Genomic DNA, 19,520 nt, shown 5'->3' on the forward strand with positions numbered 1-19,520 from the left:
ATCCTCACCCCACTTCCAAAGCTTGAACAATTTGTTCCATCCGCATGCCGCGCGACCCTTTGATCAACACAAGGTCAGATGGCTGAAGCTGGTCGCGAAGCCAACCAGAAAGCTCTTCTTTTGAAGCAAAATGTTTGATCGCTTCATGCGCATCAGCCTCAGTAAATTGAGACCTAACCCCCTCCGCAATATGAACGGCCAGCGGGCCAAACGTCAAGACCGCATCCGCCTTGCTCGGCGTAATATAGGTACCTGCTTCAAAGTGCAGCGCCTGTTCGTCAGGGCCAAGCTCAAGCATATCGCCAAGCACAATCCATTTGCGTGAATAGCCATCCAACTGTTCCACAAGATCGATCGCGGCGCGAACGGCTGTTGGGTTGGCATTATAAGCATCATTGAGGATCATTGCGCCATTGAAGGCTCGCACAGGCTGGATGCGCATGCCCGTCAGCTTTAGACCTCGCAAGCCCTCAGTGATCTTAGCTGCCGGAACGCCAAAAAAGCGGCCGATCGCGATTGCGGCAAGCGCATTGCTGACATTGTGCTGCCCGGGTACTGGGATGCGGACAGGTCCAAGGCCGCTAGGAGTGCCCTGATAAATCGCTGTGAATGTCGCTGCCTCTGATTCGACTCCGATTTCCCCCGCTGACCATTCGTTCTTCTCTGATAACCCGAATGTCCGCCGGACGATGCCTGCAGGCAGCACAGCTCGCTCAAGCTCCTCCTCAAGCAGCGGCTCGTCGCCGTTATACAACAGCAGCCCGTCTTCGCTCAAGCCAAGCGCGATTTCTAGCTTAGCTTTCGCAATGCCCGCCCGCGAGCCTAGATGCAGCAAATGCGCATCCCCAATATTCGTAATGATTGCCGCGTCAGGCTGAGCAATTTTGGTAAGCAGCTCAATCTCTCCGAAGCCGCTCATTCCCATCTCAAGCACCGCCACCTCGGTGTCCTCTTCGAGCTGCAGGACGGTAAGCGGAAGGCCAATGTGATTGTTTAGGTTGCCTTCCGTTTTGTGGACCTTATAAGAGGTTCCAAGAATGGAAGCCGTCATATCCTTTGTCGTTGTTTTGCCGTTGCTGCCCGTTATGCCTACTACCCGAACGAAAAGCTCGCTCCTGTACGCCGTGGCCAATCTTTGCAGGGCTACAAGCGTATCTCCTACGATAAGGAGGGGAAACGAGTCGAGACCCTCAGGCACCTCGCGCCCCTTCTGCCAAAGCGCGGCAACCGCCCCGTTATCTACTGCCTGCTTCAAATAAGCATGCCCGTCGAACTTCTCGCCGACAAGCGGAACGAACAACTGGCCCGCGGTTGCTTGCCGCGAGTCAGTCGTTACTCCCTCTATTTTAAGATCTGTTTTAAGGTCTGCTTGAATGCCATTCCATCTAGCGCCGCTCATTTCGGCTATTTGCTTGATCGTACGTTTAATCAATGTATGATTCCCCTTATCGCTTCTTTCGCTACTATCCGATCGTCAAACGGATGCTTGACGTCGTTAATATCCTGGTAGGTCTCATGACCTTTCCCCGCAATCAATACTACATCGCCTTGGCTTGCCATTTCAACCGCTTTTTGTATCGCAGCCCTGCGATCCTGAATTAACACATAAGTCGAAGGGTCGACCCTCGTGCGAATTAACCCAGCCTCTATGTCCTTTAAAATGAGTTCAGGCTTCTCCGTACGCGGGTTATCCGACGTAATTATCGCATAATCCGCATACTTCGCGGCGATTTCCCCCATCAGCGGACGTTTTGTCTTGTCACGATCTCCGCCGCATCCAAAAACGCAAATGATTCGCTTCTCAGCGAACTGTTCGATGGCTCGCAGTACATTCTCAAGACCGTCCGGCGTATGCGCATAATCTACTATAACGGCAAAGGCTTGCCCGGCATTGACCGCCTCAACGCGTCCCGGCACGCCGGGAATGGCGCTCAAGCTTGACGTTATGGCCGAAAGCTCTATCCCTTCAATCAGTACGGCACTTATGGCTGCAAGCGAATTGTACACATTAAATTTGCCTGCCATTTGCAAAGTGACCTCAGCTTCTCCACGGAAGGTTTGAACATCAAAGGTCGTTCCTTGAGCCGTAATTTTAATGTTCGTGGCCCGAACATCCGCAGCTTTGTCGATGCCATACGTAACGACCTCGGCTGCCGTTAATTCGGCGTACTCGCTAGCCAAAGCGTCGTCCGCATTCAAAACCGCATACGTTCGCTCTGATTCTGCTGAAGCATACATATTGCCTAGTCTGGAGAAAAACAATCCTTTGACCGCGGCATAACGATCCATCGTTTCATGGTAATCCAAATGATCCTGCGAAAGATTCGTAAATACGGCTGAACGGAAGCGGCAGCCCTTTACCCGACCTTGCTCGAGCGCATGAGAAGATACCTCGATTGCGCAATAGCCGATGCCTGCATCGCGCATCTCGGCTAAGTATCGCTGCAGCTGGAGCGTTTGCGGAGTCGTGCTCGTCATCGCGTAGGATTGCCCTGCAAAACGACGTTCAATGGTACCGATTACGCCTGTCGCATGATTCTGATCGTTCAGGATTTGCTCAATCAAATAGGTTGTGGTGGTTTTGCCGTTCGTTCCCGTCACGCCAATAAGCTTCAGCTCATTGCTTGGGTAGCCGTAAAAATGATTAGCAATAATGGCCATAGCCAAACGGCAATCCCTAACAACAAGCTGAGGAATGGCAAGATTGAGCTCGCGCTCGACAATTAGCGCCGCCGCTCCCGCTTCCGCCGCTTGAGGGGCGAAGACATGACCATCAACGGTATGTCCCCTCAAGCATATAAACAACTGCCCAGCGGCGATGCTTCGCGAATCCGTTTCGACTCCCGACAGCTCCGTCTCCCCGTCACCAATAAGCCGCGAGGTAATTAGCAGCTCCGCAATATCCTTTAAACGCATCTGCCCCACTCCTCCCCAAAGCGCCGCCGATTCTCCATCCTCGACCAGCAGCGCCCTCGTTAACTACCATTATAGTCAATGGGAGTGGGATATATTATCGTCTTCGCCCAAATAGATACGAATTGTCGATCCTCGGTCTACCCGGGTTCCAGCTGCTGGCGCTTGGCGTATGACCGTTTTGCCTGAACCAGCCGTCGTTAGCATGAAATCCATATTCAAATCCTCATACAAATCCGAGACGGTTTTGCCAATTAAATTCGGTACCGTAACGATTGGCGTTTCCCCGTATTTGTAAACGCGGTCGATTTGCTTCTCGCGTGCCGGAACTTCAAGGATGGCTAGCGCGTCCTCCATCATATTGCGTACGATAGGGGCCGCTACAACACCTCCAAACTGAATGCCCTGCGGATTGTCCACGGCTACATAGACGACGATTTGCGGGTCATCTGCAGGTGCGAAACCGACAAAAGATACGATATGCTCATTAGGCGAATAACGTCCGTTTATTACTTTCTGAGCAGTCCCTGTTTTGCCGCCGACTCGGTAACCGTCGATGAACGCATTTCTACCCGTCCCCTTCGCTACGACGCTCTCCAGTGCTTCGCGGACCTGCTTCGAGGTCTCCTCAGAAATAACCTTTCGTACGGTCTCTGATTTTACAGTCTCAACCGTTTCGCCCGTTTCCGGGTTTATCCAAGCTTTAGCTACGTGAGGCTTATACAGCGTTCCGCCATTAATCGCTGCGGAAACTGCCGTGATTTGCTGGATCGGCGTTACCGATACCCCTTGCCCGAATGCGGTTGTCGCAAGCTCTACAGGCCCGACCTGACTCAGCTTGAATAGGATTCCGTTTTCTTCACCGCCGATATCAATACCTGTCTTCGTTCCAAATCCGAAATTTTTAATATATTCGAATAGCTTCTCTTTCCCGAGCCGCTGGCCTAATGTAACGAAGCCAGGATTGCATGAATTTTCCACRACCTCCAGAAACGTTTGACTGCCATGGCCGCCTTTCTTCCAGCAGCGCAGTCTCGCGCCGCCAACTTCTATTGCACCTGGATCAAAAAAACGCTCATTTTTCAAATCGACCTTTTTCTCTTCCAAGGCTGCGGCAAGCGTAATGATTTTAAAGGTTGAGCCCGGCTCATAAGTCATCCATATCGGAAGATTGCGATTATAGACCTCGGTAGGCACTTCTCGATATTTGTCAGGCTCGTATGTAGGACGGCTGGCCATGCCTAATATCTCTCCGTTGTTAGGATCCATCGCAATCGCGATGATGCCATTCGGCTGAAGCTTTGTCATCGCCTGATCAAGCTCTCGCTCCATTACGGTTTGAATTTGTTTATCAATGGTGAGCTGCATGGTAAGCCCGTCCTTCGGCTCCACATACGTGTCCGACGAATTCGGCATTTGCCTGCCCGCAGCATCGGATAGAAAGGAAACACTGCCTCCAATGCCGCTTAGCTCCGTATTATACTTGGCTTCAATGCCGGTCAAGCCTTGATTGTCGATGCCGGTAAAACCAAGCACATGCGCAGCAAGACTGCCGAATGGATAGAATCGCTTGTTATCTTCCGCAACAACAACGCCTGGGAGCGCAAGCTCCCGAATTTGATCAGCCTTGTCAATCGTAATTTTGCGACCGCCGGGTCCAAGCTTTACAATCATTTTTTTCGTTTTTATCTTCTCATATAGCGATTCCTGGGACATGTCCAGAAGCGGTGCCAGCGCGGCAGCAGCTGCCTGCTTGTCTTTAATTTGAACCGGAATCGCATACACAGTAGGCGAGCTCACATTATAGGCAAGCTGAATACCGTTGCGATCCACGATTTCCCCGCGTTTGGCTACATACGGAATATCGCGCCTCCAGGAATTTTCCGCTTTGTCAGCCAGCTCCTCGCCTTGCCAAAGCTGCACATAGCTCAATCTCAAACATAAAGCAAGGAAAGACACCCCTGCCAATATAAGCACGATGAACAAACGTCGCCTAACCGTTACGTTGGATACCTTCACAACTCGTTCCCCCTCCGCTTGACTGTATGCAAGGAGCGCGAAATCGGCGCTCATTCCAAACTATTCGGGACAAGCGGCGGATAGAACAAGCTATGCAGAATGGTATTTTGAAGTGACATTTTAAAGCGACCGGCTTTTCACTACTTCTCCATTATTCTGGAGCATTCGTATTTGAAGCGTCCGTACTGCCGGAATCATCTGATTGGTCATCTTGATTCGATGCTTGGTTACCGGTACTCTCTGTCTCGCCTGCTTTTTCCTCATCAGCTGATGATTCATCTGCATTCTGCTCCGCTTGCGTTTCATCGCCCGTTGGCGGAGCGAGCGTCACATTCAGCACCCTTACATTATTAAGCGTCTCTTGCTTCTGAGAGACGACGAAGCCCTGTCCTTCAGGAATAAGGCGGATGCCAATTAGGGATGTAATCTCCAGTGCATCTCGCAGCGATACGCCGGTCAGATCCGGCACAGCGAGCTTTTCCTTTTGCTCCGTAATCAAATAGATGCGCTGCGTAGGATGGACGGAAGATCCCGCAGCTGGAATTTGCTGCAGCACCGTCTTCCCGTTTCCGACAAGCTCGAACGTTATGGCTTTGGCTTTCAGTTCCGCCTTGGCTTGTGCCACGGATAGCTCCGTYACATCCGGAACCGTCATCGTCACTTCTTTCACCGCATTATCGGAATCGGGAGCATAATTCGGAGCGACGCCCATTTTGCGCAAACTCTTCAGAACGATTTGCTTGAATGCCGGAGCAGCAACTCTTCCTCCGCCAACGAGAGGGTCATTCGGCTCATCCACTACGATATAGACGACGATTTTCGGATTATCAACGGGAGCATAGCCGATAAAGGAAACGACGAATTTGGACGTTGAATAGATGCCATTCTCAACCTTTTGGGCTGTTCCTGTCTTGCCGGCCACGCGATAGCCTTCAATATAAGCATTTTTACCTGTCCCTTTTTCCTGATCCGACACGACCTGCTCCAGATACTCACCGACCTTGCGGGAGGTTTCCTCCGAGATAACCTGCCGCACGACCTTCGGCTCGATCTTCGTTGTCGTCTTTGTGGAAGGGTCCGTTATGCTTTTCACGATTTGCGGTTGAAGCAGCTTTCCGCCATTAGCAACGGCTGCTACAGCCGCCACTTGTTGAATAGGAGTTACCGTCACGACGCCCTGGCCAAAAGTCGCTCTCGCAATATCGCTCTGCCAGCGGAAGTTGATCGTGCCTGTCTGCTCACTGCCAAGCTGTATGCCGGTTTTTTGTCCGAAGCCGAAGTTCTTATAGTATTCTCGTAGCTTCTCTTCCCCTACTCTCTCATAGCCAAGCTTAACAAAGGCAACGTTACTCGAATACTTCAAGCCATCAAGGAAAGAGATCGTCCCCCAACCGCCGCGTTTAATATCCCGAATTGGCGTAGGCACGCCCTTCAGGGTAATTTGTCCAGACTTATACATTTCATCCGGATTGAAAACACCCTCTTCTACGGCAGCGGCCAGTGTAGCAATCTTGAAAGTAGAGCCTGGCTCATACAGAGATTTAATCGCATGATTATATGAGTTCGCATTGTTTTTCCAGTATATGTTCGGGTCATATTGCGGCATATTCGCCATCGCGAGAATTTCCATCGTATTCGGATCGGCCGCAATTGCCGTCGCGCTTTTCGGAGCGTATTTTCTTACGATTTCCTGTAGAGCTTCCTCGACGTAATGCTGAATCTCGCCATCGATCGTCAATTGGATATTTTGTCCGTCCTCCGCTTGCTTCAGCTCGACCTCGCCTTCCGAAAGCTGTACACGTTTGCCGTCCTTCTCATACTTAATATAGCCGTCCTCACCACTTAATTGTTCATTGAAGGTCGCTTCGATTCCTGTCATTGCCGCGCCTTCCCGATCCAAGTAGCCGACTACCTGTGCAGCCAGCGTCTTTCTCGGATAATAACGCTTCAAGTTTTCTTCAAGGTCAATCCCTACCGAATAAACCTTTTTTTCTTTAGCGAGCTCTTCGCGGAACTCCCTGATTTTATCAGCAGTCGCTTTATCGATTTGCCAGCCGCCGTTGCGGAGCTCCCGATTAACAACATAGCTTCCATCCTCTTTTTTGGCGTTTACATTTTTCTCGAGCTCTTCTTTCGAAATGCCCAAAATATCGTGCAAGCCATTTATGACATCGTCTGCAAGCTCTTCATCGTTAATTGTTTTTGGGTCTACGGAAACATTGTAAGCAATCGTATCCATAGCCAGCACATTGCCATCACGGTCGGCAATCGTACCTCGTTTGGCTGTCAGCACCTCCGCGGTTGACCATCTCTTTTTGGCAAGATTATACCATTCGGCTCCTTCTACAACCTGTACCACATAGATTCTGCTAATTAAAACAAGAAAAAGGAGGGTCATTACCCCTCCAAACAGCAGCGTACGTACTCTAATTCTCTTTTTCATTATCGATCACCCTACTCGCTCAATGCCGATTTTATTTCATCGTCGCCTGTGTTTACCGTTATGCCGCCTTCAGTAGCGCTGACCATTCCTTGCGACTCCGCAAGCTCGCGAATACGTTCAGGGTCGCTTAGCATTTCTACCTGCTTCTTCAAATCTTCCGTCTCTACGTTCATCGACTGGTATTCGCTGTTCAGCTTTTTGATATCCAGGTTCATGTCATAGATTTGAGCGTATCTAAAAATAATGACACCAGCGACTACAACACACATGAGAACAGTAAACAAGTACAGTAACTTTTCTTGAACGGGTAAAGACTTGCGAGTCTTAACCAGTCGTTTTGTTTCTTTGATCGCAGGTTGTTGATCCTGCTTACGCTTAGGTTGCAGCGCTAGATTGCCATTCACATACGCCAATTTAAATCCCCCTCTTACAATTTTTCTGCCACTCTAAGCTTTGCCGATCTTGCTCGCGGATTTAATTCAAGCTCTCTCTCCGAAGGAAGTATTGGCTTACGATTAATCAATTTCACTGTGCCTTTGTTTCCGCATACGCATAGAGGGAAATCAGGCGGGCAAGTGCATTTCTCTACAAATTTGGCAAACATCTGCTTGCAAATGCGATCCTCCAATGAATGAAACGTAATGACGGATGCGCGTCCGCCTGGCTTCAAGCAGCGAATCGTTTGTTCCAGCGCTTCTTCCTCTGCTCCAAGCTCGTCATTGACTGCAATGCGAAGAGCTTGGAAAGACCGTTTGGCTGGATGTCCGCCGGTCCGCCGTGTAGCGGCCGGAATGGATATTTTGATGAGCTCGGCAAGCTCGCCAGTATTCTCGATCGGCGACTTTTCACGAGCCTTTATAATATTTCTGGCAATGGAGCGTGCGAATTTCTCTTCGCCGTACCGATCCAGAATGCGTGAAATATCTCGCTCATCCCATGTGTTCACAATTTCATGGGCAGTTAGATCACCTTCGCGGTCCATACGCATGTCAAGCGGTGCGTCATGATTGTAGCTGAAGCCTCGATCGGCTTCATCGAGCTGCGGGCTTGATACGCCTAAGTCGAATAATATGCCGTCTACCTGTGGTATGCCGTCTGTCATCGGAACGTCGCAGTTTCTTAGCTCCTGCTCCAAATCGCGGAAATTACTTCTGACAAGCGTCACTTTATCCATATAAGCCGCTAGTCTAATGCGAGCATTATCAAGCGCCGAATCATCCTGATCGAATGCGATTAACCGCCCTCCTTCGCCTAAACGCGAAGCGATGAGCTCGCTATGTCCCGCACCTCCAAGCGTACAATCGACGTAGATGCCATCTGGCTTAATAGCCAAACCGTCAACCGCTTCCTCCAATAGCACTGTAATATGCTGAAACACGCCTCAGCCTCCTGTTCCTGTTGTCCATTCTAGAAGTTGAAATCGAAATCGACGAGCTTCTCGGCAATTTCGTTAAAGGTTTGCTCTGATTGTTCGTAATAGCCATCCCAAGTCTGCTTGCTCCAAATCTCCACACGACTGGAGACACCAAGAACCATGCAATCTTTGTCCAGCTTTGCATATTCACGCAGATGCCCAGGTATATTTACCCTTCCCTGTTTATCCAGCTCGCATTCGGTCGCGCCGGAGAAGAAAAACCGGGTAAACGCGCGCGCATCTGATTTCATTAAGGGCAGTGTTTTAAGCTTTTGTTCTAATACGCTCCACTCACTCATGGGATATACGAATAAGCAATTATCCAAACCGCGGGTTGCGATAAACGAGGCGCCAAGCGATTCCCGAAACTTCGAAGGTATGATGATTCGGCCTTTCTCATCAATGCTATGTTGATATTCACCCATAAACATGACTTTGAACCACCCCTTCCCCCAAGTTCACCACTTTGCCCCACTTTTCCCCACTAAGATACAATAGTTCGCCACCTAAAATAAAAATCCTGCTCCATGAGCAGGATTTTTCAGAAATCTTTCATAGTATTAATGATTATTAATATTTAAACGATCCTTTTACGGTCATCATTACCCTAATCAACTGTTTTATTGGATGAATTGCGTTTTCTCTTGCGGTGCAAGCCATACAATGGAATGCCAATCACCGCGATTACGATCAGAACGGGAACAGCGCCTGCTGCCACAACCAGCAGTAGATTAATGGCATCCCATACTATCTTCGTGCTGCTTGCCAGCGCATCTGACATCCTTACGCCTAGACCCTTAGCTTCCGCACGCTCCACGTTTAACGTTTGATTCGTTTGGTACATTCTCAGTTCAATGGTTGAGAAGGCCACATTCGTATCGAGATATCGGATTCGGCCTTTTATACGCTCGATCTCCTGTTGTACGACGGAAAGCTGGTCTGAGAATTTAAGCAGATCGTCCGCTTTAACTGCTTTATCCATCATGGCAAGAAGCCGGGTCTCCACTAGCTGCCTTGCTTTAAGTCTGGATTCGAGGTCTACATATTCCTCCGAGACGTCCTTGCCGCCGATATTTCGTTCAAAGCTGCTATGCTTGATTTGCTCGATCCGATCTATAAACGGCATAAAGCCGGACTCGGGCACTTTAATGGTATAGCTTGAGCCTATTTCTCCCTCATGCTTCGTGTCCTGGAATTGCAGAATATAACCGCCGCTTTGATGAATGGCATTGCGGAGCGAGGTTGCAGCTGCATCCAAGGCTTCTACTTGCATATTTAATGTGGCTGTATAAATGATCTTTTGGTTTAAGCCGTTCAATTCCGCTGACGTATCCGAAGACAATCCCCCGCCCGCCGCTATCGACTCTTCCGTCCCGTCAGCCATACGTGCTAAATCTGCCTTACTATCAAGCGTTAGGCTTTCTGCTTCGCTTGCTGATTCTTTGGCTGCTATGCTTTGACTACTCGTCATGCCATTGCCATCGCTTTTAGCCGTATTCTCGTTTGCGCTTGAACACCCCGCAAGCAAACCCAATGCGAGCATAAGCACGAGCACACTTGAGAAAAGGCTGTTTTTTCTTTTATTCATATAGAAACCCCCTTATCTTTATTAACCTCCTGACGGATATTGGTAATAAAAGGTTTCATTTCTAGGTTGAGGAACGCAAAAAAAGCCGCGATCGCTCGCGGCTTCTCTCTTTTATTTATTCGGTTTCCTTCCAACTGTCCAAGTAAAAGCGTTGTTCGTCCGTCAGCTTATCAATGCCGAACCCAAGCGATTGCAGCTTCAATCTCGCTACCTGCTCATCCAGCTCGTAAGGAACATTGACGACTCTGCTTCCAATTTCCTTATATTGCTCATTCACATATTTCAGTGCAACAGCTTGCAGCGCGAATGTCATATCCATAATTTCTGCCGGATGCCCGTCTCCGGCTGCCAGATTAACGAGACGCCCTTCGGCCAGCAGGTAAATGCTTCTGCCGTCCTTCAGCTTATACTCTTCAATATTGCGGCGAACGGTACGCACGCTTGAGGACAAAGCCGCCAGCTCTGGCTTATTCGCCTCAACGTCGAAATGGCCGGCATTGGAAATAATCGCGCCATCTCTCATGACCTCGTAATGCTCTCCGCGAATAACGTCGCGATTTCCGGTAACCGTCACGAAAAACTCGCCAACCTTAGCCGCTTCAAGCATTGGCATAACTGCAAAGCCGTCCATGTAGGCTTCTACTGCTTTAATCGCGTCAATTTCCGTCACAACGACATTAGCGCCTAGACCTTTGGCACGCATCGCGACGCCTTTTCCGCACCAGCCATAGCCGACAACAACGACCGTTTTGCCTGCTACCATTAGGTTTGTTGTACGGTTTATGCCATCCCATACCGATTGCCCCGTACCATAGCGGTTATCAAACAAATGCTTGCAATAAGCGTCGTTGACAGCGACCATCGGAAATTTCAAGGAGCCGTCCTTTTCCATCGCTTTCAGCCTAATAATACCTGTCGTCGTTTCTTCCGCTCCGCCGCGAAGGTTCTCGCCGAACTCCGGATGCTCGGAATTCAGAATCGTTGCAAGATCGCCGCCGTCGTCAATAATCAAATCGGGCTTCCACTCCAACGCTTTCACATTCAAAGCTTTAAATTCCTCTGCGCTCGGATTGTATTTCGCGTATACCGTAATGCCGTCCTCGACAAGCGCTGCGCACACATCATCTTGTGTCGAGAGCGGGTTGCTGCCCGTAATCGTAACGTCTGCGCCGCCTGCTTTGACAACCTTGGCCAAATAAGCAGTTTTCGCTTCCAAGTGAAGGGCGATGGTCACCTTTAACCCTTTAAAAGGCTGCTCCTTCTCGAATTGTGCGCGAATCGTATTTAATACCGGCATATGTGCAGCCACCCAGTCAATTTTCAAACGCCCTTCTGGCGCCAATGACATGTCTGCAACGATGCTGTTATTAACTGTAGTCATCTTTAGTCCTCCTTGTTATTTCTATAAATATACGATTTCATGCCCGCCTGTCCGGCTGTATGGCGCATCAAGAAGCTTATCCAGCCAGCCCAGACTGTATCGGTTCCAATAGGCTGTCATGTTAAGGACCCGTTCCTGCGGTTTACCTAAAGGCTTAACGGATAGATGGATACGATCAAGCTGCCTGGTTGAAGCTTCGAACTGCTTATTGAACGCATCGACCGTCTTGGAAGACATATAATTGATTTGCTCGACTATTTTCTGCAGGTTCGTATCACCAAGCTTGGCAAGTGAAGGCTGGACTGCCGTCGCAAGCGCAAGCAGCGGCTTGTACAGCTCCTCAAACGTCTGTCTTGCGTCCGAGAACTGCTCCTCGATTGACAGACCATCCTGCTCCTTCAGCCATTGTCCTTTTCGTTCTTCAAAGCGGGACATGACATCATCGAATGATAGCTCGTATTTATCCATATGCTTGGCGACCGTTCCTTCGATCAATGTATAGGACATCCGTGGAACAATGATCGGCATCTCCAACCCAAGCGTGCGGAATGCATCTGCTGTCAGAGCCCAATAGGCGATTTCGCCGGGACCTAATACGGTTGCCAGAACCGGAAATAAATAATCCTGCATAAGCGGCCTTGTTAATACATTATTGCTTAATCGCTCCGGTTGCTCTTCTGCAATCGCAAGCAGTTCGGCCAGCGTTAAGGAGAGTTGACCTTTCCGATCTTGAAAGGCGCCTTCTGTTTTGTGAAGAAGCGTTCTCTCCTGGCCATTTGCCTCGTTAAAAATGAACAGGTTCGCGCTGCCAGGCGCAACATCGGCCTGCAGTGCATAACCAAGCTCTTTCACCTGGCCCGCTGAAGACAGATACGCCTGCTCTAGCTCATCATTTCGTACTATGATTTCCTTAAACATCGGCGCTTCCAGCCGCCTCATTTCCAGATCATCCGCATCGAGCAGAACCAAGCCGTGTTTGCCAAACAAATGGCTCAAAATCATCGCAAAAAGATCAGACAATGATTTGGCTCTTTGCGACATTTGACGCAGCTCATCCAACATGACAGGCTTGAACTCCGAGGAAGGCAGCGCCTGCTCCAGCTCATCCAGAAGCTGCGACCACTTTTCTTCATCTAAAGCGGTGCGGCTGACCGAAGTACGGCCACCTTCAGGCCGAGCGACAGAAAGCTTGCGCATCTCCTGCTCAGCAGTAACGACATAAGCATGGTTAGCTTCATCCCAGTCGTGATCCTCTCCCGCAATCCAGAACACGGGCACGACCTCTTGCCCAAGCTGCTCGCTTGCAGATTTAGCTGCACCAATAATAGATACAGCTTTATGTATCACGAGCAAAGGCCCCGTCCACAAGCCGGCTTGCTGCCCGCCTATAACGACTGGAGCCCCGTTTGCAATCGCTGAAATAGATGCAAACACTTCAGGCGCAGCATGCGCTGCTTCGTTATATGCACGAAGCACGCGTGCCAAATCATGAGTATCCGCTCTCTTTGAGCTGCTCTGATCCAAATGTTTCAGACGTCTTTCCCAATCCTCTTCCGCTCCCGCATGGTAGCCGTATAAGGCTGCAACGCGTTCATCTTCCCGATGTATATAAGCCTCTGTCAAAGGCTGAGCGCTTGGCAATGAATACGATTCTTTTCTCATAGCGCAGCCCGTAACCTCCCGCATACTTGTTGTCAAATCGACGATATATGAATCATGCAACGCTATAATTGTACACAAAGGAGAAGCCGTCCGTCAAAACAAAAACGCCACTTCGTGGAAGAGGCGCTCGCGACATCCTATTTCATTTAAGCGGTAAACATTAATTTGCCGATTCCGAGACACATAAACAGTATGTACAGCAAGCTCATCGTAAAAAAACTCAATCGCCAAATCGTACGAAAAATTTTCTTTCCGTCGATTTTCCCTCGTTTGCGGAATTGCGCATTGCCGAGCAAGCCTCCGCCAAGAAGCATAAACAATAAAATGCCGTATAAGCCGAACTGGCTGCCGAACAGTCTGTCAAACAACACGGCAACACAGCCTATCAATAAGGCCGTAGTAATGTCCATAGCCATGCGGAATCCTTTTTTGCGATCTTGGACGTAAGCCCCATAACCAAATAATACGATTGCGAAAGGTATGATTGGAATGACAGCCAAATAAGCATAAAGGTGCTTAACGCTATCCCAGATCATCTCCATCGTGCTTCACTCCTCCGTATCCGGCTTCGGATGCAGCGCTTTAACAAGTTCGATCACTGCTTCGTTTAGCGGCGCCTGCTGCCCATATTGTCTGGCAAGCATGAGTACGCCTCCATTGATGGTATCAATTTCAGTCGCTCTTCCTTCTCGAATATCGCTTAGCATAGAGGAGACATTGCGGCTCGTATTCCTGCACACATCCATAACCGTTTGCCAGCCGTCCCTCGGTGCTTGCATGCCAGCTTGTACCAAGACATGCTCCGTTTCAATGTACAAAGCACGCATTAGCTGCAAGCGTGACGCATGCATCGGCAGTTGGCCATTCTGTACATCAAATATAGCCGTTAATGGATTAATGACCGCATTAATGAGCAGCTTATTGTAAATCCGATTCTCCAACTCATTCGACAGAAACGAAGCAAATCCTGCCGATTGAAGCATAGAAACGAACATTTCTAGCGAGTTATCTTCTATAATGTCTCGTTTTCGTCCGTTTGCTTTCCATTCGCCCATCCACAGCTCGCCTTTGCCTGTATGCTCCACCGAATGTCCATCTATCCGTCTGGCACCTTCTGTCACAACTGCAGCAAAAAGCGGTATGCTCGGCAGCTTAGCCTTTATTCGTTCTAAATGTCCCAATCCGTTTTGCAAGCAAACAAGCGCAACGTCGGATTCGCCTGAATCGGAAATAAAACGATCCAGAAAAGCCAGAAGCTGATCATTCACGCTTGTTTGCTTGACCGCCAGCAGTATCCAGCGCTTGCCGCCTTTTCTAGCTGTCAGCGTACGGATGAAGTTGTGGTCTTGTACCCATGCTCCTTGTATGGCTATGCTTTGCTCGCTGCTCCCGCCTAGCTCACGCACCAGCACGCCACGTTCTGACACCAGATCCGCCTGCTCCTTGCTGCGCGTCCAGATGACTACATCCGCGCCAGCTTCAGCCAGCCTCGCTCCAAAGAGCAGACCGATCGAACCTCCGCCCACTACATCAATTTGCACCTATTACCCCCTCCGAACTGTGACTGTCAGCCGCTCTTTTAGCCCCTATCGTATCAAAACTGTGGAAAATATTGCAACCCCGCGGCGCAAAAAGAGACTAGCCCATTAACAAGGCCAGCCTCTCTTCGTTTCATTATAACTTATTCAATACGTTCCAAGTTTCCGTTTGCATCCATCTTGAATCTAGGCTTAGCTTCATCGTCATTCGTCAGAACGGTAAGTCTTCTGGCTCGATCCATAATTTGAATCAATGTCTTGTAATCATCGTTGACTGCACGGTAATCAGTTTGCGCGCTATTGACCTCTTTGGACAATCTCTCATTCTGGTCGCGCAATCGGTATAGCTCTTCTTCTTTTTCCTTAAGCTCTTTCTCATACCATTTCGTCTGGCGCGTTAAGTCTTGATAGGTCGTCTTCCATCCACGAAGAAAACGAATAACGGCGTCTACAGACAAACCTTCTTCAATCGATCCGCCTTCTTGCCTCAAGCCGCGCTCATCTGTTTCGAATACGGCTATCGAAGAAACATGCGGCGTTGCGACAACCGTTTGTTTTTTCAGATAATTGCGTTTCTGGCGCTGCTGCTTGGCGATTTGAATAGCATCCTCATACCGTTTGCGGACACAGCTGTTCCAACGGAACCCGCAGGCAGCCGAAGTACGTCCGATTCGTTCGCCAACCTCTTCAAATGCCGCAAGCTGGGTACTTCCTTCGCGAATATGGCGTAGTGTGACCTCGGCGAGTATTAAATCGTCGTCCGGACTCCACGCATCTTGTCTAATTGCTGTCATGCAACGAAAACCTCCTAACGTAAAGGCGCTTACTTTATCTCTATGCCCTTGGTAGAGTTCATAGAATCTATTGGATACTAATTTGTATAACCATTTTTTATCGTACTCATACATGTTTGTCCTTATATTTGAGCAAACTAAGGGTGACTAAGTGGGAGTTACCCTTATGCAAACAAAAAGTTTGCGATTTCGTCACTGATTTTGGTTTACACTTTTTTCGCCAAACGTTATAATGATCATTAGAAAATCGGGTCGCAGCGAGAGGGGGATATTATCATGGCACGCATGTATCGGGTACTTGGCTTTTGGACCCTGGTAATCGGACTAATGGCTTTCGCAGGCCATATGACGGAATTTGCGCTTTTGTTTTTCGCGCAAGCTGTTGCTTTCGTATTTCTAGGCTACTTGAATTTCTCCGAAAGAACTTACATCGTTATGTTCTGGGGATATATGATCATTTCATTCGTGGGTTTCACGTATTGGTCGGTCTTCAAGATGGACTTGCCGTTCTAGCCAAAGCGCAAGCACAATGGCTTCAGGCAGGTCGTTCCCAAACTTTCAAGATGTACGGAGTATAGGTAAAGTAGCAGCAGTCGCTGTACATACTTGTATGGTCAACGTGAAACGCGGCGCGCCGCGTTTCATTCCGAGAAATATAGGAGATGTATTGCCTAAGGATAAACATTCCCTATATTTTGAGAAAAGGTGCCAGTCCTCAGGACTGGCACCTTTTTCTTTGGACGAGCAGCAGCTATGGTTTATCCAGAATCATTACTTTAAAGGATTCGCTCATCTGATCGCTAAGCAGGAGCTGCCTTATCGCTCGATTCTTCCGCGCTTCTACGCTGAATGGGTCTGGATTATGGTGATTTTGCAGCAGCTCCAGCACCCCATTCTCCAGCAGGAACTGCTTTTGCGTCATATAGTCCTTCACTTTCCAGCCATTCTCTTCAGCTTCGTTGCGAATAAACGTAAAGGGCACATGTGAAGTAATATCCTGCTCCCCTGCTCTTACATAGGGATTATCGCCCACTGTATGCCTCCAATAACAAAGCAACGTTCCCTCCATCCTATGCTCAGCTGCATATTCGGCAGCTTCATGGCCGTAATCGATTATAATAAGCCTTGACCGTGCGAGCACCTTACTTAGTTCCATTAAAAACCCAGCAGTATCGGCATGAATCTCCGTGCGCTGCCCTTCCTTAAGGACAATGCCGTCCCTCACCAGCCAATCGTTGATCCTATTATCCTGGATTGGCATCTGCACCTCAAAGAAGCCGGTTTCCGCATCACCAGCCACTCCTAATTCAATCAGCTGGCCATTCATCCTGGCCACACGACGAACGGGGAACGCATCAAGCAGCTCATTAGCGACCACTAATGCCGGCTCTCTAAGCCAGCTTGCTCCCCATGCATCATCCGAAGCTTCAATGATCGGGTCCAAGTCCGTCATGTTCATCTCGGTGAATGCCAATCTTGCCGCTTCCCTATGTCCAGGATGATCCTCAATGAGGATCGGCCGAAAGTTTCCTGTTGCCATTCTGTTTTTCCGGTATGCCGCAGTCATCTGAACCGACAATCTGCCTGTACCCGCTCCCCATTCAATGAGGTGAATAGGCTCGTTCAAAGTTTTTGAATAAGCATGCGCATAACCCGCCAATACCTCAGCCAGAATTGTCCCTATGCCAGAGCTAGTATAGAAATCACCTTGCTTGCCCACTCTTGCTTGTCCTGAGCGATAATAACCGTAATAGGGATCGTACAAGCAAGCACGCATATAATCTAGGAAAGAAATACACGGTACTCGGTGCAAGCAGCCCTGCGGATCGACATAGGTTCCGAATTGGCTGGATGCCGCAATGCTTGCCTCGATTAAAGCAGATAGCTCTTTTTCGCGCATGATATGGTTCATCCTTTTCCAATTGTAAGATATAATAGTATGGATTGCCGCATAAAATGAATGCTGAGGAGGGACGATGCCGTTGACTTTGCCAGCCAAGCGTAATCGTATTTCCATAGCTGCTACGGCGATATTGCTTGTCACTTGGCTCCTGTTTCAATTTACCGCATGGGCAGAGCCCTTGTCGGTTGATGAGGCGGATTTGCATGCCCTGCTTGAAAAAAGCTTATCCGTTGTCGAGATCGATAAAGAGATAATCCGAATTGGAGAACAGAAACGGCAGCTCATGCTAACCATGACGGATACAGAGAAGCAGCTCATGCTGCAGGAGCAGCAAATATCGGACAAGCAAGATGAAGCAGGCAGTGTGTTGCGCGCTTATTATATGGGTGAAAGAGACTTTCTGCTTAGCGCTCTTCTTTCGTTCAATTCGTTATCCGAGCTGTTCCAAATGCTCGATTATGCCGAAATTATTCTTACTCATGATAAGGATACCTTGAATACATATGTGGAGCAATACAAGAAGGTTAAGGTTGGCTACCGAGCTCTTGAAACGAGAAAAGAAGAATTAGTCGCTGTAGAGAACCAGCTTCGCGAGCAAAAAGAACGCGTGCTTGCGCTTGAGAAGCAGCTGGATCAGGAACTGTCCGGACGCTCCGATGCCGAAAGAATTCGAATACTAATGAATGAGCTTACTTCCTACTGGGAGTCGGCAGGCATCGATGAGGTCAAGCAGTATTTCCGCGCGCTATCCAAAGCGATGCAGAAGCTGCCTAGCTGGGTTCAGGACAATAAGGATTTGTTGGAAATTAAAGGATTCCAGTACACCATCCGTGTGCCTGAAGATGAACTGAACTCATTTTTGCGCGAGCAAAATCCGATCTTTGACAACTTTTCATTTGAGTTTATTGATGGAAAAGTAATTGCTCAAGGCAAAAGAGAGAACATGGCTATCAAAATCACCGGGCATTACACCATCGAGAATGAACCGAAGAATGCGATCCTGTTCCACGTCGACGAGCTGCTATTTAATGGTTTCTCTTTGCCCGATACGACAAGGAGCGCTCTGGAGAAGGAATTTGATCTTGGCTTCTACCCGGATCTGATTGTTTCCTTCCTCAAAGCGAATTCTGTTGCTATGAAAGACGGAGAGCTCACCATCAAGCTAAGCTTGAAGCTGTAGGCTGCATCCATCATCGCAACGTTAAAAAGAGCCTGTTCTCTGTTGGAACTGACCCCTGCTAATGAGACAGGGATAAAACACCTAACTAACATGCCAGTTGCCGATATTGAATTGGTGACTGGTTATTTAGTTTCGTTTGAATGCGAATATGGTTATAATAATGAATGTAATCTTTGACTATCTGTATCACGATGGCGGTCGTTGTACAGGTTAAATGGTCGAGATAGAATGTTTCGCACTTTAGAGAGGCGTGAAACGATTCGATTGGGGCATTATCAGCGGGCGTACCCTTACGGGACATGCTCATGGTAATGCCTTTGCTTTTCACAGCCTTCTGGTAAGCATCTGACGTATAGACTGAACCTTGGTCACTATGCAATATACATCCTTCGGGCAACGCCGGGAGCTGGTTTAGCGTGTCCAAAACAAATGTTGTATCCTGTGTATCCCCTATCGTAAAAGCAATCATTTCTCCATTAAATAAATCTTGAATGCTAGAAAGATACAACATTTTAGGCCCAAAGGGCAAGTAAGTAATATCCGTCACTAACTTCTGTAACGGTTTTTCGGATTTGAAATTGCGCTTTAACAGGTTCTCTGACACATAAACGGGTGCTCCTGTCTTTTTGCGTTTCTTGACCTTCACCTTGCATTGTAGCCTCTCCTGCTGCATGATACGTTGCAC

17 protein-coding genes are annotated in these 19,520 nt (G+C 48.7%); 2 read left to right on the forward strand and 15 right to left on the reverse strand.

Annotated elements, in window-relative coordinates; all coding sequences use genetic code 11:
• Positions 1-4: 4 nt before the first annotated feature.
• The 13 genes from AB4Z29_RS30385 to AB4Z29_RS30445 form a co-directional block, all read right to left on the reverse strand.
• Positions 5-1,432, reverse strand: a complete 1,428-nt coding sequence (locus tag AB4Z29_RS30385; RefSeq protein ID WP_441946641.1) for a UDP-N-acetylmuramoyl-tripeptide--D-alanyl-D-alanine ligase — start codon at positions 1,430-1,432, stop codon at positions 5-7.
• A complete protein-coding gene (locus AB4Z29_RS30390) occupies positions 1,429-2,916 on the reverse strand; it encodes a UDP-N-acetylmuramoyl-L-alanyl-D-glutamate--2,6-diaminopimelate ligase (protein ID WP_441946642.1) in 1,488 nt (495 codons plus the stop codon). The genes AB4Z29_RS30385 and AB4Z29_RS30390 overlap by 4 nt, the downstream gene beginning before the upstream one ends.
• A 75-nt stretch (positions 2,917-2,991) precedes the next feature.
• Positions 2,992-4,932: a stage V sporulation protein D gene (locus tag AB4Z29_RS30395; RefSeq protein WP_441946643.1), complete on the reverse strand. Its 1,941-nt coding sequence runs from the start codon at positions 4,930-4,932 to the stop codon at positions 2,992-2,994.
• A gap of 151 nt (positions 4,933-5,083) precedes the next feature.
• A complete protein-coding gene (locus tag AB4Z29_RS30400) occupies positions 5,084-7,375 on the reverse strand; it encodes a penicillin-binding transpeptidase domain-containing protein (protein WP_441946644.1) in 2,292 nt (763 codons plus the stop codon).
• An 11-nt stretch (positions 7,376-7,386) separates the two neighbouring features.
• Positions 7,387-7,779 carry a cell division protein FtsL gene (gene ftsL / locus AB4Z29_RS30405; RefSeq protein ID WP_441946657.1) on the reverse strand — a complete coding sequence of 131 codons (393 nt, stop codon included), beginning with the start codon at positions 7,777-7,779 and terminating at the stop codon, positions 7,387-7,389.
• A 23-nt stretch (positions 7,780-7,802) separates the two neighbouring features.
• A complete protein-coding gene (gene rsmH / locus AB4Z29_RS30410) occupies positions 7,803-8,753 on the reverse strand; it encodes a 16S rRNA (cytosine(1402)-N(4))-methyltransferase RsmH (RefSeq protein ID WP_441946645.1) in 951 nt (316 codons plus the stop codon).
• 29 nt (positions 8,754-8,782) lie between these two features.
• Positions 8,783-9,220, reverse strand: a complete 438-nt coding sequence (gene mraZ, locus AB4Z29_RS30415) for a division/cell wall cluster transcriptional repressor MraZ (protein ID WP_183563659.1) — start codon at positions 9,218-9,220, stop codon at positions 8,783-8,785.
• Between the two features lie 176 nt (positions 9,221-9,396).
• Positions 9,397-10,377, reverse strand: coding sequence for a DUF4349 domain-containing protein (locus tag AB4Z29_RS30420; protein WP_441946646.1), 981 nt, complete (start codon positions 10,375-10,377; stop codon positions 9,397-9,399).
• Between the two features lie 115 nt (positions 10,378-10,492).
• Positions 10,493-11,758: an adenosylhomocysteinase gene (locus tag AB4Z29_RS30425; protein ID WP_441946647.1), complete on the reverse strand. Its 1,266-nt coding sequence runs from the start codon at positions 11,756-11,758 to the stop codon at positions 10,493-10,495.
• Between the two features lie 21 nt (positions 11,759-11,779).
• Positions 11,780-13,420 (reverse strand): bacillithiol biosynthesis cysteine-adding enzyme BshC, encoded by a 1,641-nt coding sequence (gene bshC / locus AB4Z29_RS30430; RefSeq protein WP_441946648.1) that lies wholly within the window; start codon positions 13,418-13,420, stop codon positions 11,780-11,782.
• A 146-nt stretch (positions 13,421-13,566) separates the two neighbouring features.
• The gene (locus AB4Z29_RS30435; RefSeq protein ID WP_441946649.1) at positions 13,567-13,962 is read right to left on the reverse strand and encodes a DUF3397 domain-containing protein; all 396 of its coding nucleotides are present in this window, start codon (positions 13,960-13,962) and stop codon (positions 13,567-13,569) included.
• 6 nt (positions 13,963-13,968) lie between these two features.
• On the reverse strand, positions 13,969-14,961 hold the full coding sequence (locus AB4Z29_RS30440; protein WP_441946650.1) for a ketopantoate reductase family protein: 993 nt from the start codon (positions 14,959-14,961) through the stop codon (positions 13,969-13,971).
• 140 nt (positions 14,962-15,101) lie between these two features.
• The gene (locus AB4Z29_RS30445; protein ID WP_441946651.1) at positions 15,102-15,752 is read right to left on the reverse strand and encodes an RsfA family transcriptional regulator; all 651 of its coding nucleotides are present in this window, start codon (positions 15,750-15,752) and stop codon (positions 15,102-15,104) included.
• Positions 15,753-16,028: 276 nt separating this feature from the next.
• On the opposite strand from AB4Z29_RS30445, the gene AB4Z29_RS30450 reads away from it, so the two are divergent.
• Entirely contained in the window at positions 16,029-16,265 is a 237-nt protein-coding gene (locus AB4Z29_RS30450; RefSeq protein WP_053375484.1) for a DUF2626 domain-containing protein, read from the forward strand.
• Between the two features lie 238 nt (positions 16,266-16,503).
• On the opposite strand, the gene AB4Z29_RS30455 is transcribed toward AB4Z29_RS30450, so the two are convergent.
• Complete coding sequence (locus tag AB4Z29_RS30455; protein ID WP_441946652.1) at positions 16,504-17,652, reverse strand: class I SAM-dependent methyltransferase; 1,149 nt, start codon at positions 17,650-17,652, stop codon at positions 16,504-16,506.
• A 76-nt stretch (positions 17,653-17,728) separates the two neighbouring features.
• Here AB4Z29_RS30455 and AB4Z29_RS30460 point away from each other — a divergent pair, with 76 nt between their 5' ends.
• Positions 17,729-18,835, forward strand: coding sequence for a coiled-coil domain-containing protein (locus tag AB4Z29_RS30460; protein WP_441946653.1), 1,107 nt, complete (start codon positions 17,729-17,731; stop codon positions 18,833-18,835).
• Positions 18,836-18,920: 85 nt separating this feature from the next.
• On the opposite strand, the gene AB4Z29_RS30465 is transcribed toward AB4Z29_RS30460, so the two are convergent.
• Positions 18,921-19,520 (reverse strand): IS3 family transposase (locus AB4Z29_RS30465; RefSeq protein ID WP_441946654.1); only part of this gene is annotated, 600 nt, incomplete at its 5' end.

The sequence above is a fragment of the Paenibacillus sp. 2TAB23 genome, from assembly GCF_052115165.1.
Lineage (GTDB): Bacteria > Bacillota > Bacilli > Paenibacillales > Paenibacillaceae > Pristimantibacillus.